This is a genomic window from Saccharothrix syringae (genome assembly GCF_009498035.1).
Lineage (GTDB): Bacteria > Actinomycetota > Actinomycetes > Mycobacteriales > Pseudonocardiaceae > Actinosynnema > Actinosynnema syringae.
Map to the genome: position 1 here is coordinate 10160486 of NZ_CP034550.1, position 14315 is coordinate 10174800.

16 protein-coding genes are annotated in these 14315 nt (G+C 74.2%); 10 read left to right on the forward strand and 6 right to left on the reverse strand.

All coding sequences use genetic code 11. From position 1 onward, the window contains the following. Positions 1-37: 37 nt before the first annotated feature. Entirely contained in the window at positions 38-1327 is a 1290-nt protein-coding gene (locus tag EKG83_RS42980; protein ID WP_033429047.1) for a glycoside hydrolase family 18 protein, read from the reverse strand. A gap of 198 nt (positions 1328-1525) precedes the next feature. On the opposite strand from EKG83_RS42980, the gene EKG83_RS42985 reads away from it, so the two are divergent. After that, positions 1526-2368, forward strand: a complete 843-nt coding sequence (locus tag EKG83_RS42985; protein WP_033429046.1) for an NAD(P)H-binding protein — start codon at positions 1526-1528, stop codon at positions 2366-2368. A 228-nt stretch (positions 2369-2596) separates the two neighbouring features. Here the strand turns inward: EKG83_RS42985 and upp are convergent, their stop codons facing one another. Beyond that, positions 2597-3220 (reverse strand): uracil phosphoribosyltransferase, encoded by a 624-nt coding sequence (upp, locus tag EKG83_RS42990; RefSeq protein WP_033429045.1) that lies wholly within the window; start codon positions 3218-3220, stop codon positions 2597-2599. 225 nt (positions 3221-3445) lie between these two features. Between upp and EKG83_RS42995 the strand changes: the two genes are divergently transcribed. Beyond that, positions 3446-4432 carry a Gfo/Idh/MocA family protein gene (locus tag EKG83_RS42995; protein WP_033429174.1) on the forward strand — a complete coding sequence of 329 codons (987 nt, stop codon included), beginning with the start codon at positions 3446-3448 and terminating at the stop codon, positions 4430-4432. Beyond that, complete coding sequence (locus EKG83_RS43000) at positions 4432-4878, forward strand: hypothetical protein (RefSeq protein ID WP_051764907.1); 447 nt, start codon at positions 4432-4434, stop codon at positions 4876-4878. The genes EKG83_RS42995 and EKG83_RS43000 overlap by 1 nt, the downstream gene beginning before the upstream one ends. A 7-nt stretch (positions 4879-4885) precedes the next feature. On the opposite strand, the gene EKG83_RS43005 is transcribed toward EKG83_RS43000, so the two are convergent. Beyond that, positions 4886-5248 carry a hypothetical protein gene (locus EKG83_RS43005; RefSeq protein ID WP_153278785.1) on the reverse strand — a complete coding sequence of 121 codons (363 nt, stop codon included), beginning with the start codon at positions 5246-5248 and terminating at the stop codon, positions 4886-4888. Positions 5249-5269: 21 nt separating this feature from the next. On the opposite strand from EKG83_RS43005, the gene EKG83_RS43010 reads away from it, so the two are divergent. The 7 genes from EKG83_RS43010 (at position 5270) to EKG83_RS43040 (ending at position 11621) form a co-directional block, all read left to right on the forward strand. Then, positions 5270-7063 carry a caspase, EACC1-associated type gene (locus tag EKG83_RS43010; protein ID WP_051764905.1) on the forward strand — a complete coding sequence of 598 codons (1794 nt, stop codon included), beginning with the start codon at positions 5270-5272 and terminating at the stop codon, positions 7061-7063. A gap of 65 nt (positions 7064-7128) precedes the next feature. Beyond that, complete coding sequence (locus tag EKG83_RS43015) at positions 7129-7419, forward strand: hypothetical protein (RefSeq protein ID WP_033429043.1); 291 nt, start codon at positions 7129-7131, stop codon at positions 7417-7419. Positions 7420-7421: 2 nt separating this feature from the next. Beyond that, the gene (locus tag EKG83_RS43020) at positions 7422-7652 is read left to right on the forward strand and encodes a hypothetical protein (RefSeq protein WP_033429042.1); all 231 of its coding nucleotides are present in this window, start codon (positions 7422-7424) and stop codon (positions 7650-7652) included. Between the two features lie 10 nt (positions 7653-7662). Next, the gene (locus EKG83_RS43025) at positions 7663-8301 is read left to right on the forward strand and encodes a DUF1707 SHOCT-like domain-containing protein (RefSeq protein WP_033429041.1); all 639 of its coding nucleotides are present in this window, start codon (positions 7663-7665) and stop codon (positions 8299-8301) included. Between the two features lie 68 nt (positions 8302-8369). Continuing rightward, the gene (deoC, locus tag EKG83_RS43030; protein WP_033429040.1) at positions 8370-9335 is read left to right on the forward strand and encodes a deoxyribose-phosphate aldolase; all 966 of its coding nucleotides are present in this window, start codon (positions 8370-8372) and stop codon (positions 9333-9335) included. Continuing rightward, entirely contained in the window at positions 9332-10765 is a 1434-nt protein-coding gene (locus EKG83_RS43035) for an aldehyde dehydrogenase family protein (RefSeq protein ID WP_033429171.1), read from the forward strand. Before deoC ends, EKG83_RS43035 begins: the two co-directional genes overlap by 4 nt. Continuing rightward, positions 10758-11621: an aldehyde dehydrogenase family protein gene (locus EKG83_RS43040; RefSeq protein WP_033429039.1), complete on the forward strand. Its 864-nt coding sequence runs from the start codon at positions 10758-10760 to the stop codon at positions 11619-11621. The genes EKG83_RS43035 and EKG83_RS43040 overlap by 8 nt, the downstream gene beginning before the upstream one ends. Here EKG83_RS43040 and EKG83_RS43045 read toward each other — a convergent pair. Genes EKG83_RS43045 through EKG83_RS43055 form a run of 3 tightly spaced genes read right to left on the reverse strand, consistent with a single transcriptional unit; the run spans position 11618 to position 14306 of the window. Beyond that, complete coding sequence (locus tag EKG83_RS43045) at positions 11618-12184, reverse strand: hypothetical protein (protein WP_033429038.1); 567 nt, start codon at positions 12182-12184, stop codon at positions 11618-11620. The genes EKG83_RS43040 and EKG83_RS43045 overlap by 4 nt on opposite strands. Next, on the reverse strand, positions 12181-13524 hold the full coding sequence (locus EKG83_RS43050) for a hypothetical protein (RefSeq protein WP_051764904.1): 1344 nt from the start codon (positions 13522-13524) through the stop codon (positions 12181-12183). The genes EKG83_RS43045 and EKG83_RS43050 overlap by 4 nt, the downstream gene beginning before the upstream one ends. After that, positions 13521-14306 (reverse strand): ABC transporter ATP-binding protein, encoded by a 786-nt coding sequence (locus EKG83_RS43055; RefSeq protein WP_033429169.1) that lies wholly within the window; start codon positions 14304-14306, stop codon positions 13521-13523. Before EKG83_RS43055 ends, EKG83_RS43050 begins: the two co-directional genes overlap by 4 nt. Positions 14307-14315: the final 9 nt, after the last annotated feature.

Sequence of the window (14315 nt, forward strand, 5' to 3'; positions counted from 1 at the left end):
GCCGCGAAACCTCCCCGGACCCCGGTGGACTGCCCGCTCAGGACAGTCCGCTGGTGAGCGCCCTGATCAGCTCGCCGTCGGCGGTGTCGCCGTCGAGCGACCAGATCATCGCGCCGCCGAGGCGCCGGTCCGCCACGTAGCGGCCCTTGCGCCTCATCTCGGTCGGGTCGTCCCAGGTCCAGAACGTGGTGCCGTCGAACAGCCACGCGTGCCCGGCCGCGGGGTCGCGGTGCACGGTGAAGTCCGCCAGCCGGGCCTTGAGGACGCGGTAGTCCTCGTAACCGGCCTCGTAGGTCGCCGGGGCGGGCCCGGTGGCGTTCTGGAACAGGCCGTTGTTCGCGTTGGTCACGCCGGTCCAGCCGCGGCTGTAGAAGGGCACGCCCAGCACGAGCTTGGACTTCGGCGCCCCCTCGGCCAGGTAGTGGTCGACGGCGACCTGCGAGCTGAACGGCAGGGGTGCCGGGTCGCCGGCGGGCGTGCGGAGCGCGGACTGCTGGTTGGTCCGCGGGTCCCAGGCGCCGTGGAAGTCGTAGCCCTGGACGGTGCCGAAGGTCAGCAGCCCGAAGACCCGGGAGACCTCGAAGCCGCGGTCGACCTGCCGCGGGTCGGCGGGCAGGAACGCGGTCAGGTCGTAGGACCGGCCGGTGCGCCAGGTCAGCCTGCCCAGCTGCTTGCGGTACTCGACCAGCAGCGCGGTGAAGTTCCGCCTGTCCTCGGGGCGCACGACGTTGCCGGGCGCGCCCTCGGAGGCGGGCCACTCCCAGTCGAGGTCGACGCCGTCGAAGACGCCGGCCGCCGCACCCGGCTCGGCGCCGGGCAGGTTGCCCTTGAGCCACATGTCCAGGCACGACGCGACGTGCGCGGCGCGCGACTCGGGCGTGAGGGCCGCGTTGGAGAAGTACTTGGAGCCGGACCAACCGCCGAGGGAGATGTTGATCCGCAGGCGGGGGTACTTCGCCTTGAGCTGCTTGAGCTGGTTGAGGTTGCCCGACAGCGGCTGGCCGGCCACGTCGGCGCGACCGCTGACGCTCTGCTCGGCGCCGAACGGGCGCTGGTAGTCGGCCCACGGGTCGGAGCTGACGCACCTGCCGGACTCGTCGAGGAAGCCGAACGCGTAGTTCAGGTGCGTGAGGCGGGGCGCGGTGCCGTTGGTGACCAGGTTCTTCACCAGGAAGTTGCGGTCGTAGCCGCTCCACTGCGTGTAGTACCCGACGGTGCGCGTCCCGGCGTGCCCGCGGTCGTTGTCGTGGGCGACGGCCTGCGGCGCCAGTGACGCGGTCAGCGCGGTGGCCAGCAGGGCCGGTAGCACCCATCTCCTGCTCGACATGGTCCTCCTCGCCGGCACAACCTTGTGGTCCAGACCACGGTAGTGATGAGGTCTAGACCATTGCTACGGCCGAACGGCGCAATCCGCGCACCCCGGGTGGCGGGGGTGGTTTCTGCAAAAGTTTGCATGTGCGCACGGGGTGGTCGACCCGCTAGCGTCGGTGTTCAAGTTTGAACAACGATCTCCCAGGGGGAACGAGTGACGATCCTGGTCACCGGCGCGACCGGCACCATCGGTGGCGCCGTGGTGCGGCAACTGGCGAAGGCGGGCGTGCCCGTGAAGGCGTTGACCCGCAACCCGGCGCGGGCCTCGCTGCCGGGCGGGGTGGAGGTGGTGGGGGGTGATTTGACACGACCGAGTGAACTTCCGCTGGCGGGCGTGACCGCCGCGTTCCTGATCGCCGCGCTGGAGGCCGAGGACCCGGCCGTACCCGCGAAGGCGTTCCTCGACCACGCCCACGACCTGCGGAAGGTGGTGTACCTGTCCAGCAGCGCGGTCACCGCGGAGCGGCCCGGCAGCTACGAGGCGCACCGCGACGTGGAGCGCGTCATCGAGGAGTCGGGCGTGGCGTGGACGCACGTCCGGCCCGGCGAGTTCATGAGCAACAAGCTGATCTGGGCGCGGGACGTGAAGGAGCGGGACGTGGTGCGTGCGCCGTTCCCGGACTCGGTCGGCGCGCCCGTGCACGAGGACGACGTGGCGGAGGTCGTCGTGCACGCGCTGCTGCACGAGGGGCACGCCGGCAAGGCGTACACGCTCAGCGGGCCGGAGGCGCTGACGCACCGGCAGCAGGCCGAGGCGTTCGCGGCGGGGCTCGGGCGGCCGATCGGGTTCGAGCGGTTGACCTACGGGCAGGCCCGGGCCGCGCTGATCCGCGACGAGGGGCTGCCGTGGGACACCGCCGAGTACCTGATGGGGTACATGGCGCAGCACGCCGAGGAACCGGCGGAGGTCACGCCGGACTTCGAGCTGGTCACGGGCAGGCGCGGCCGGACCCTGGCCCAGTGGGCCGCCGACCACGCCGCCGACCTGACCCCGTGAGTCGAACCTTCGGCACCCCCGTGTCGAACCTCCGGGACCGGTGAGTTCCACGTTCGGGACCCCCGAGTTCGACGTTCACGTCGAACTCGGGGGGCCTGAACGCATGACACGCGGGGTCTGGACGCATGACACGCGCGGGTTGGGCGCATGACACGCGGGGCGTGAATGTGGAATTCGGGGGGTCTGGGGGTTCGACACGACGGGGCTGAGGGTTCGACTCGCGCGGGGTCAGACGGTGCCGTACTGGCGGTCGCCGGCGTCGCCGAGGCCGGGGACGATGAAGCCCGAGTCGTTCAGGCGCTCGTCGACGCTGGCGGTGACCAGGCGGACGGGCAGGCCGGAGGCCGACAGGTGCTCGATGCCCTCGGGGGCGGCCAGGCAGCAGATGGCGGTGACGTCGGTGGCGCCCCGGTCGGTCAGCAGGCGGATCGTGTAGGCCATGGAGCCGCCGGTGGCCAGCATCGGGTCCAGCACGAGGACCGGGCGGCCGGCCAGGGAGTCCGGCAGCGACTCCATGTACGGGGTCGGCTGCAGGGTCTCCTCGTCGCGCGCCAGGCCGACGAAGCCCATCTGGGCGTCGGGGATCAGCTTGTGCGCCTGGTCGGCCATGCCCAGGCCGGCCCGCAGCACCGGGACCAGCAGGGGCGGGTTGGCCAGCCGGTGGCCGGTGGTGCGGGCGACGGGCGTGTGCACGCGCTCCTCGGCCACCGGCAGGGAGCGGGTGGCCTCGTACACGAGCATCACCGTCAGCTCCTGCAGCGCGGCGCGGAACGCCGCGTTGTCGGTGCGGGCGTCGCGCATGGTGGTCAGCCGCGCCCGGGCCAGGGGGTGATCGACGACGAGGACGTCCATGGTCGAACAGTATGTGGTACCCCCGACCGGTGCCCGACTCACCCGCACCGGCCGTCCCCGGTGGGCCGGGCTCGCCGGAGCCGGTCACCGGGCGGGTGCGCTCGTCGGCGTTCTCCGGTGGCGGCGGGCACCTTGCCCGCCCTCCCGCGACGGGGTCGCGTTCCGACCGGAGATCCGGCGTTTGGGGCCCGATGAGGTGGTGCCCGGGGTAGTAGCGTCGTGACCGTGGCTGATCACGTGCGGATCGGTGTGTTGGGGGCGGCGCGGATCGTGCCGGCCGCGTTGGTCCGGCCGGCGCGGGCGGTGGGGACCGCGGTGGTGTCGGCGGTGGCCGCCCGGGACGCGGGGCGGGCGCGGGAGTTCGCGGACAAGCACGGGATCGCGCGCGTGCACGACGACTACGCGTCGTTGCTGGCCGATCCCGACATCGACGCCGTGTACGTGCCGTTGCCCAACGGGCTGCACGGGAAGTGGACGCTGGCGGCGTTGGCGGCCGGGAAGCACGTGCTGTGCGAGAAGCCCTTCGCGGCCAACGCGGAGGAGGCGGCGCGGGTCGCGGCGGCGGCGCGGGACAGCGGGCTGGTGGTGATGGAGGCGTTCCACTACCGGTACCACCCGCTGACCGCCCGGCTGGTCGAGGTGGTGGCCGAGCTGGGCGAGCTGCGGCACGTGGACGCGCGGCTGTGCTTCCCGCTGCCCCGGTTCACCGACATCCGGTACTCGCTGGAGCTGGCGGGTGGCGCGCTGATGGACGCCGGGTGCTACCCGGTGAACCTGGTGCGGCTGCTGGGCGGCGGCGAACCCGAGGTCAAGTCGGCGCGGGCGCTGCTCAAGGGCGAGGGCGTGGACCGGGCGATGCGCGCCGAGCTGAAGTTCCCCGGCGGGCACACCGGCACGGTGGTCACGTCGATGTGGTCGCACTCGCTGCTGAAGCTGTCGGCGCGGGTGCTGGGCGCCAACGGCGAGGTGCGCGTGCTCAACCCGTTCGCGCCGCAGGGTGGGCACCGGCTGGCGGTGCGGCTGAAGGGGCACCGGCGGGTCGAGCGCTTCGACCGGCGGCCGTCCTACGAGTACCAGCTGGAGGCGTTCGCGGACGCGGTGCTGCACGGCAAACCGTTCCCGACCACGCCGGACGACGCGGTGGCGACCCTGCGCGTGATCGACGACATCTACCGCGCCGCCGGGCTCCCGGTGCGCCGACCGGTGGACTGATGCGCCGACTCTGGGCGCTGCTGCTGGTCGCCGCGGTGGGGTGTGGTGCGCCGCCGGCGCCCGTCGCCGCGAAGTCCGGCACGGGCGAGCTGCGCACCGACCTCGACCCGCTGCTCACCCGGTTCCCGGCGCTCGACGGCACGACCGGCGCGCGGTGGATGTCCGGCACCCGCGGCCGCGCGGACGTGCCGGGTCCCTCGACGTACTGGATCGACGCGGTGGTCGAGCTGCCGGCGGCGCGGGTCGAGGAGCTGGTGTCCGCCCACTCCCCCACCGACGAGGGCAGGTCGCCGGACGTGGTCGACGGGATGCGCGACCACCTGCCCGCCGGGCCGTTCCTGACCGGCGCCGCGCTCGACGCCGCGTTCCACCGCGGGAGCTGGTCGGCCTCGGCCCACCTGGCCCGGGGAACCGGGCGGCTGGTGCTAGTCGCGACCGGCGGGTGACGACCGGTCAGCCCTCGACCTCCTTGCGCAGGAACGCTTCCACGGCCCGCTGCCCCTCGGCGTCGACGGGTCCGGTGATCTCCAGCCGCCGGTCGCCGTCGCGGACGACGAGCTTGCGCTTGGAATCGCGGTTCACCCAGTCCCGCAGCGCCATCGCCACCTGGCGCAGCACCGGCGAACCGGCCAGGGCGACCACGATCGTGGTGACCGACGCGGCGTCGAGGCCCTTGCTGCCGGCCGGCGCCGCACCGTTCCCGGCGAACTCGACGCGGTCCAGGTCGAGGGCCCACAGCTCGTCGAACAGCAGGCGGGCGTCCGCGTCGGCGCGCACCGGGTCCTCGTCCTCGACGGTCACGGAAAACACGGCCATGGGCAGGCACACTAGACCGCCATGAGGACGGCGCTGCTGATCGCCACGGATTCGTACTCGGATCCGGCGTTCAGCGCCCTGCGGGCCCCGGGACACGACGTCGCCTCGCTTCGCGCGGTGCTCGCGGACCCGGCGATCGGGGCGTTCCGGACGCAGGTCCTGGTCAACCGGCCGGCGCAGGAGGTGCGGGAGCGGGTCGAGGACCTGTTCGCCACCGCCGGCCTCGACGACCTCGTGCTGCTCTACCTCTCCGGCCACGGCGTGAAGGACCGGCAGGGGCGCCTGCACTTCGCCGCCACCGACACCCGCGCCGACCGGCTGCGGACCACCGGTGTGCCGGCCGAGCTGGTGCGCGAGCTGATCCACGAGAGCCGCAGCCGCAAGGTCGTCGTCCTGCTCGACTGCTGCTACAGCGGGGCGTTCCCGGCCGGGATGCGGCCCAAGGGCGGCGCGGTGGACGTGGCCGAGCTGGTCGAGGGTCGCGGTTGCGCGGTGATCACCTCGTCCACCCACCTCCAGCACGCCTTCGAACCCGACGGCACGGCGGAGGTGTCGACCGGCCCCGCGTCGGTGTTCACCGGCGTGGTCGTCGAGGGGCTGCGGACGGGCGCGGCGGACGTGGACGGCGACGGCGCGGTCACCGCGCGGGACCTCTACGACTACGTCCACGAGCACGTGCGCCGGCTCACGCCCCACCAGACGCCCACCAGCGGCGGGGTGGTCAGCGGCGACCTGCTGGTCGCGCACGCGCCCCGGCGGCCGGCCGGCGGTTCGGCAGTGCGGGTGGCCGCCGCCAAGGCCCTGGGCGACCTCGGGGATCCGGAACGCGCGGCGGCCGTGCTGCGGGGCGCCGCCGGCGGCCCGGCAGTGGCGCCGCCCCGCGAGTACCGGTTCCCCGCACGGCTGGACGGCAAGGGCGGTCCGGTGGCGTTCAGCCCCGACTCGTCCCTGCTGGCGGCCGCCGGCACCGTCTGGGACACCAGGACCTGGCAACCCGCGTCCCGGCTACCCCGGCACGACCGCCCACGTGCCTTCAGCCCGGACGGGCACCTGCTCGCGGTGGCCGGTCCCAGGGGCATCTCGCTGCGGTCGACGGCGGCCTGGCACGAGGTCCGGTTCCTGCCCGCCCTCGCGCGGTACCTGCGGTTCAGCCACGACGGCGGGCTCCTGGTCGCCTGGCGGCCCGGCACCCTCTCCCTCTGGGAGGCGGCGGACGGCACCTGGCAGTCCGCGCCACCCGCGTGGGAGGGCGTCTGGGCGGTCGACGTCAGCCGGTCGTCACCCCGGCTCGCCGTGATCGGCATGCCGAGGGACGAAATGCTGCGGGTCGAGCTTTTCGACACCTCGACCCGGCAGCTGATCGCGCGCCACCCGCTCCGGGAAGCCGAAGCGATGGGCCTGAGCCCGGACGGCGGCCTGGTGGCGCTGTCCTCCTCCACGGCGACCGTCGTGCTGCGGACCGTCGACTGGGCACCGGTCGCGGAACTGCACACGCCGTCGGCGCTCCGGGAGCCCGGCCCGGTCTTCGTGGACGACAGCACGCTCGCGGTCCACGCGCACCACGGGCTGGAGCTGTGGGACCTGCCGACCCGCACGAGGGCGTTCCGCCTGGAGACCGACCTCGAACACCTGGACTTCAGCCCCGACGGGCGGTTCGCGGCGGTCTCCGACCGGAACGGCCCCCCGCGCGTCTGGGCCCGGGACCGCGGCGACCTGGGGCCGCTGCCGATCGACCCCGCCCCACCGGTCACGCCCGCCGAGCGGGTGGGGACGAGGTGGTGGCGACGCGTCGTCAACCGGGCCCGACCCACCTAGGCTTCGCGGATGACCCGGTTGTCCCCCACCTGCCGACCTCGGCGGGCCGGAGAACGGCGCTCCCGGTGGCCACCGACCAGCACGACGCCACCGCCCTCGCCGCGGTGCCGGGCGACCCGGCGGTCGGCGCGTTCGGCACGCGCGTCCTGCTCAACCGCCCGGCGCAGGAGATCCGCGAGGAGGTCAACGACCCGTTCGCCGAAGCGGGCCCGGACGACGTCGTCCTGCTGCGCAGCCCGGACCCGGCGTTCCGCGCGGCCGGCGTCCAGGTGCTCAAGGCCCGGGCCGCCGCCGGTTGCGAAGGCTCGGACCTGGTCAGCGTGCGGGACACCACCACCACCAAACCGCCGGCCTGACCGTGGCGCTGGGCGGCTCCGACCGGATCCGCCTGGTGGACGTGCGGACCGGGGCGGTGTTCCAGGACGTCCACGGGAACGACCCGGTGTTCAGCCCGGACGGGCGGCTGCTGGTGGCACAGCCGCGGAACCCGCACGAGCCGGCCCCGGTGCGGGCCCACGCACCGGAAGACCTCGAACCGTTGCCGACCGGCTGGGCGGAACCGGTCGTCACCCGTTCCCCCGACTCCTAGACTCACCCGGGTGAGCGACGAGTTGGTCCCGGACCCCCGTCAGATGCGCGCCTCGGACGCCGACCGCGAGAAGGTCGCCCAGGTGCTCCAGCGGGCCCACGGGGAGGGCAGGCTGGACCTCCACGAGCTGGACGAGCGCCTGGCCTCCGCCTACGCCGCCAAGACCTACGGCGACCTCGTGCCGCTGACGGCCGACCTCGGCATCCCCTCGCCCGCGCTCCTGCCCACGCCGGTCCAGCAGCACCTGCCCGCCTCGCGCGTCGGCGGCACGCCGGGGTCGGCGAACTCCTTCGCGTTCTGGTCGGGCGTCGAGCGGCGCGGCGACTGGGTGGTGCCGGTGACGCACAACGCGGTCGCGATCATGGGCGGGGTGGTGATCGACCTGACCAGGGCGCGGTTCGCGCAGCAGGAGACCACGATCAACGCCTACGCGCTCATGGGCGGCATCGAGGTGATCGTGCCGCCGGACGTGACCGTGCGGGTCGACGGGATCGGCTTCATGGGCGCGTTCGAGGACAGCACGCACAAGGGCGAGCCGACCGTCCCGGGCGGGCCCGTGGTGCGGGTCACCGGGTTCGCGATGATGGGCGGGGTCGAGGTGAAGCGGCCGAAGAAGAAAAAGGTCAAGCACCCCGAGATCGAGGACTGAACAACCCCCTGAACAGGCGAAACGTCCTCACTTAGGACGGCCGTCCCAGTCCGCCTAGACTCGGCGGCATGGCTGCTCCAACGACATCGCCGTCGCTGCCCCCGGCGCTCGCGGACGCCGTCCGCGACGACGCGTCGCTGCGCCGGTTCCTGCACGGGCTGCCCGGTGTGGACCAGGTCGGCGTGGAACAGCGCGCGGCCGGGTTGGGCACGCGCAGCATCAAGAAGGCCGCGAAGCTGTGGGCCATCGACGCGGCGATCGGCATGGTCGACCTGACCACGCTGGAGGGCGCGGACACCCCCGGCAAGGTGCGGTCGCTGGCCGCGAAGGCCCGCCGGCCCGACCCGGACAACCCGGACGTGCCGAAGGTCGCCGCGGTGTGCGTGTACCCGGACATGGTCGCCACGGCCGTCGGGGAGCTGCGGGGCACCGGGATCGGCGTGGCCAGCGTGGCCACCGCGTTCCCGTCGGGCCGCTCCAGCCTCAAGGTCAAGCTGGAGGACACCGCCTTCGCCGTGGAGGCGGGCGCGACCGAGATCGACATGGTGATCGACCGGGGCGCGTTCCTCTCCGGCCGCTACGGGCAGGTGTTCGACGAGATCGTGCAGGTCAAGCACGCCTGCGGCGACGCGCACCTGAAGGTCATCCTGGAGACCGGCGAGCTGGCCACCTACGACAACGTGCGCCGCGCCTCGTGGCTCGCGCTGCTCGCGGGCGGCGACTTCATCAAGACCTCCACCGGCAAGGTCTCGCCCGCGGCGACGCTGCCGGTCACCCACGTGATGCTCCAGGCCGTGCGCGACTGGCGCACCCAGACCGGGCAGCTGCGGGGCGTCAAGCCCGCGGGCGGCATCCGCAGCACCAAGGACGCGATCAAGTACCTGGTGGCCGTGCACGAGGTGGCCGGCCCGGAGTGGCTGACCGCCGAGCTGTTCCGGTTCGGCGCCTCGACGCTGCTCAACGACCTGCTGATGCAGCGGCGCACCCAGTTGGAAGGCCACTACAGCGGCCCCGATTACGTGACGGTGGACTGACCATGTGGGAATACGCGCCCGCGCCCGAGTCGCGGGACATCGCGAACCTCAAGCCGACCTACCGGATGTTCGTCGACGGCCAGTTCGTCGAGGGCGGCGGCGAACCGCTGAAGACGGTCAACCCCGCCACCGAGGAGGTGCTGGCCGAGGTCTCCACGGCCACCGCCGCCGACGTGGACAGGGCCGTGAAGGCCGCGCGCCGCGCCTACGACCGGGTGTGGGGCCGGATGCCCGGCGCCGAGCGGGCGAAGTACATCTTCCGCATCGCCCGGCTGGTCCAGGAACGCGCGCGCGAGCTGGCCGTGCTGGAGTCGCTGGACAACGGCAAGCCGATCAGGGAGTCGCGGGACGTGGACGTGCCCACGGCCGCCGCGCACTTCTTCTACCACGCGGGCTGGGCGGACAAGCTCGGCCACGCCGGCCTGGGCCCGGACCCGCGCCCGCTGGGCGTGGCCGGCCAGGTGATCCCGTGGAACTTCCCGCTGCTGATGGCGGCGTGGAAGATCGCGCCCGCGCTGGCCTGCGGCAACACCGTGGTGCTCAAGCCCGCGGAGACCACGCCGCTGACCGCGCTGGTGCTCGCGGAGATCATCCAGCAGGCCGACCTGCCGCCCGGCGTGGTCAACGTCCTGCCCGGCGCGGGTGACGTCGGCGCCGCGGTCGTGTCCCACCCGGACGTGGACAAGGTCGCGTTCACCGGTTCGACGGACGTCGGCAAGACCATCCAGCGGCAGCTCGCCGGCACCGGCCGCAAGCTGACCCTGGAGCTGGGCGGCAAGGCCGCCAACATCGTGTTCGACGACGCGCCGCTGGACCAGGCCGTCGAGGGCATCGTCAACGGCATCTTCTTCAACCAGGGCCACGTGTGCTGCGCCGGCTCGCGCCTGCTGGTGCAGGAGTCGGTGGCCGACGAGCTGCTGGAGAAGCTGCGCGTGCGCGTGTCCGCGCTGCGCGTCGGCGACCCGCTGGACAAGAACACCGACGTGGGCGCGATCAACTCGCGCGAGCAGCTCGTGAAGATCCAGGAGCTGGCGTCGTCCGGCGAGGCCGAGGGCGCCGAGCGCTGGACCTCGTCGTGCCCGTTGCCGGACAAGGGCTTCTTCTTCGCGCCGACGGTGTTCTCCAACGTGTCGCAGGCGATGCGGATCGCGCGCGAGGAGATCTTCGGGCCGGTGCTGTCGGTGCTGACCTTCCGCACGCCCGACGAGGCGGTGGCCAAGGCGAACAACACGCCGTACGGGCTGTCCGCGGGTATCTGGACCGAGAAGGGCTCGCGGATCCTGTGGGCGGCGCAGAAGATGCGCGCCGGCGTGGTGTGGGCCAACACGTTCAACCGCTTCGACCCGACCGCCCCGTTCGGCGGCTACCAGGAGTCGGGCTTCGGCCGCGAGGGCGGCCGCACCGGGCTGGAGGCGTACCTCGATGTCTGATCGGATCTCGGTCGCGAAGACGTACAAGCTCTACATCGGCGGCGCGTTCCCGCGGTCGGAGTCGGGCCGCTCCTACCCGGTGACCGACGCCAAGGGCGCGTTCCTGGCCAACGCCGCGCAGGGCTCGCGCAAGGACGCCCGGGACGCGGTGGCCGCGGCGCGCAAGGCGTTCCCCGGCTGGTCGGGCGCCACCGCGTACAACCGCGGGCAGGTGCTCTACCGGGTGGCCGAGGTGCTGGAGGGCCGCCGGGAGCAGTTCACCGCCGAGGTGGCCGCCGCCGAGGGCGTGGCGGTGAAGAAGGCGCAGTCCCTGGTGGACGCGGCGATCGACCGGTGGGTCTGGTACGCGGGGTGGACCGACAAGGTCGCGCCCGTGCTGGGCGGGGCGAACCCGGTGGCCGGGCCGTACTTCTCGTTCTCCGTGCCGGAGCCGACCGGCGTGGTGGCGGTGCTGGCGCCCCAGCAGTCGTCGCTGCTCGGGCTGGTCAGCGTGGTGGCGCCGGTGATCGCCACCGGCAACACCGCGGTGGTGGTGTCCTCGCAGGACCGGCCGCTGCCCGCGGTCACCCTGTCGGAGGTGCTGGCCACCTCCGACCTGCCCGGCGGCGTGGTGAACGTGCTGACCGGGCGGACCGCGGAGATCGCGCCGTGGCTCGCCTCGCACGCCGACGTCAACGCGCTGGACCCGACGGGCGCGCCCGAGTCGACCCGGGCGGACCTGGAGCGGGCCGCCGCGGGCACGGTGAAGCGGGTGCTGCGCGTGCGCGCCGGCGAGGACTTCACCCGCGAGCCGGACCTGGCCCGGCTGCGGGCGTTCGTGGAGACGAAGACGGTCTGGCACCCGATGGGCGTCTAACGGCGGCAGCCGAACGCGCTGTAGGCCAGCAGCCCCGCGCAGCCCAGCACGACCGCGGCCGCGGTGGCCGCGGTCGTGCCGGCGGGCTGCACGGGCCAGCCGAGCAGGTGGTCCGCCCAGTCCTCGCCGGCGGGCACCACGAACGTGACACCGGTCCAGGCCACCGGCGGCGCCCAGGCCGCGCGCGAGCCGAACAGGCACGCGCCGAGCGCGGCCAGCCCGGCGAGCCCGACCACGTCGCGCAGCACGAACGCCCCCGGCGCCACCGGGTCGGCGACCAGCCCCACGGCCAGCAGCAGCCCCGCGACCAGGGCCGCGCCGAGCAGCAGGTGGGCGGCCCGGCGGGGCGGCCAGCCGAACGCGGCGGTGCGCTCCAGCTCCGGGTCGTGCCCGCCGAACCCGACCGCGACGGCCGCCACCCCGACGGCGGCGGCGAACGAGGTCAGGCGCGGGTCGCCGCCGGGTTGGGCGAGGAGGCCGACCAGGCCGGTGGCGACGACGGCGGTGGCGGTCGCGGCGGGCACCCGGCGGGCGCGGGCGTGGAGGACGAGCCAGCGGGTCACGCCGCCTCCCCCACCAGCACCGCCAGCGGATCGCCGGAACAGGCCGCCTGCGCCTCCCGAGCCGCCTGCACCCGCACCGCCTGCTCCGCCACCGGCACCGCCCGCAACGCCCCCCAAGCCGCCACCGCCCGCTCGTCGGCCCCCTCCGGCACCCACTGCGACACCTCCGACGGCTTGCGGAACCCACCGGTCACCCACGCGGTCATGACCCACCGCGCCGTGTCCTCCCGCAGTCCGGCCTCCTCGGGCAACCCGCCGCACCGCCGCGTCCCGGCCCCCGCGACCAGCGCCCCCACCACCAGATCGGGCGCCAACGGCGAGAAGCCGAAGTAGAAGACCTCGTCCAGGTGCACCCACAGCACGTCCGCGGCCTCCGCACCACGCGTCTCCGCCCCGGTCGGCGCGCGCCCGGCGACCTCGCGCACCTCGACGGGCGGCGACGGCAGCTTCCCCAGCAACCGCAACGCCTCGCGCGCCGGCCCGGCCAACGCGGCCCGCTCGCCCTCGTGCACCCGCGTCAGGCACAACCCGTCCGCGCACACCACCTCGGCCGCCACCGGATCGGGTGACAGAGCCCCGTCCGCCCCGGCCGGCAGCACCGCCACCGCCACCGCACCGGCCACCAGCACCGGCAGCGCGGCCGACCACCACCGGCGCGCCACGCACAGCAGCACCCCGGCCAGCGCCACCCCGGCGAACCACACCGCCTGCCCGAGGTTCACCGACCCGGCCACCCGGACGTACAGGTCCCGGGGCGACGGCACGGTGGGCCCGAGCAGCGTCCACGGCACCCGCTCCTCCGCCCCGGGCCCCACCACCGGGACCATCAGCGCCAGCGCGGCCACCGCCGCGACCGGCGGCGTCAGCGGGAACGGGACCACCCGCCCGAGGCCGACCCCCAGCCAGGCACCCGCGACCAGCGCGAGCACCCCGACCAGCACCACCGGCAGCCAGCCCCAGTGGAAGTACGTGGTGGCGGCCGGGAGCTGCACCGCCCCGACGGCCACCACCACCAGGTACGCGCCCCCGAGCGCCACGGCCACCGCCGCCAGCGTCCGCAGCAGCCGGTGCGAGCGCGGCCGGGGCGTGGAGCCGAACAGCTCCTCCACCCCCGAGCGCCGGTCCCGCAGCCCCAGCAGCGCACCGCCGCCGACGGCCAGCGGCCAGGCGAAGACCAGCATGTACCGGATCCAGCCGGCCATCGACGACCACTGGCGCACCCACGCCGTGCCGCCCTTCGCCGGCGGTCCCCAGTACAGCAGCCAGACCACGACCAGCAGCACCAGGCCGCCCAGCAGCAGCGCCGAGGTCCGCCGCAGCTCGATCCCGACGATCCTCACCAGGCACCGCCGAGCAGCGCCGAGTAGCCGCGCTCGATGGGGCTGTCGCCCACGTCGTCCGGCCCACCCGCGGCGGCCAGCTCGGCGGGCGTGCCCTGGAACACCAGCCTGCCCGCGGCCATGAGCACCACGTCCGCGCAGGCCGCGGCCACGTCCTCGACCAGGTGGGTCGACACCACCACGCACGAGTCCTCGCCCAGCTCCTGCAGCAGCTCCCGGAACCTCACCCGCTGCCCGGGGTCCAGCCCGGCCGTGGGCTCGTCGAGCAGCAGCAGCTCCGGGTCGTTGACGATGGCCTGCGCGATGCCGGCCCGCCGGACCATGCCGCCGGAGAGCGTCTTGAGCCGGTCGTCGGCCCGCTCGGCCAGGCCGACCCGCTCGACGGCCCGCTGCACCGCGCCGGGGACGTCCCGGGCGGGCATCTCCTTGAGCCACGCCACGTACTCGACGAACTCGCGGACGGTGAACCGCTTGTAGTAGCCGAAGTCCTGCGGCAGGTAGCCGAGGCCGCGGCGCGGCGACCGCAGGTCGACCCGCCCGGACACCGACCGCCCGAACAGCTCCAGCACGCCCGACGCGGGCCGCAGCACCGTGGCCAGCGACCGGATCAGCGTGGTCTTGCCCGCGCCGTTGGGCCCGAGCAGCCCGTGCACGCCGCGGCCCAGTCGCAGGTCGAGCCCGTCGACCGCGATCCGCCTGCCCGCGCGCACGCGCAGGCCCTCCGCCCGCACCTGCCAGGCGTACTCCGTCGGCGCGACCTCCGCCGCGCCCACCGCGCGCACCATCCGTCC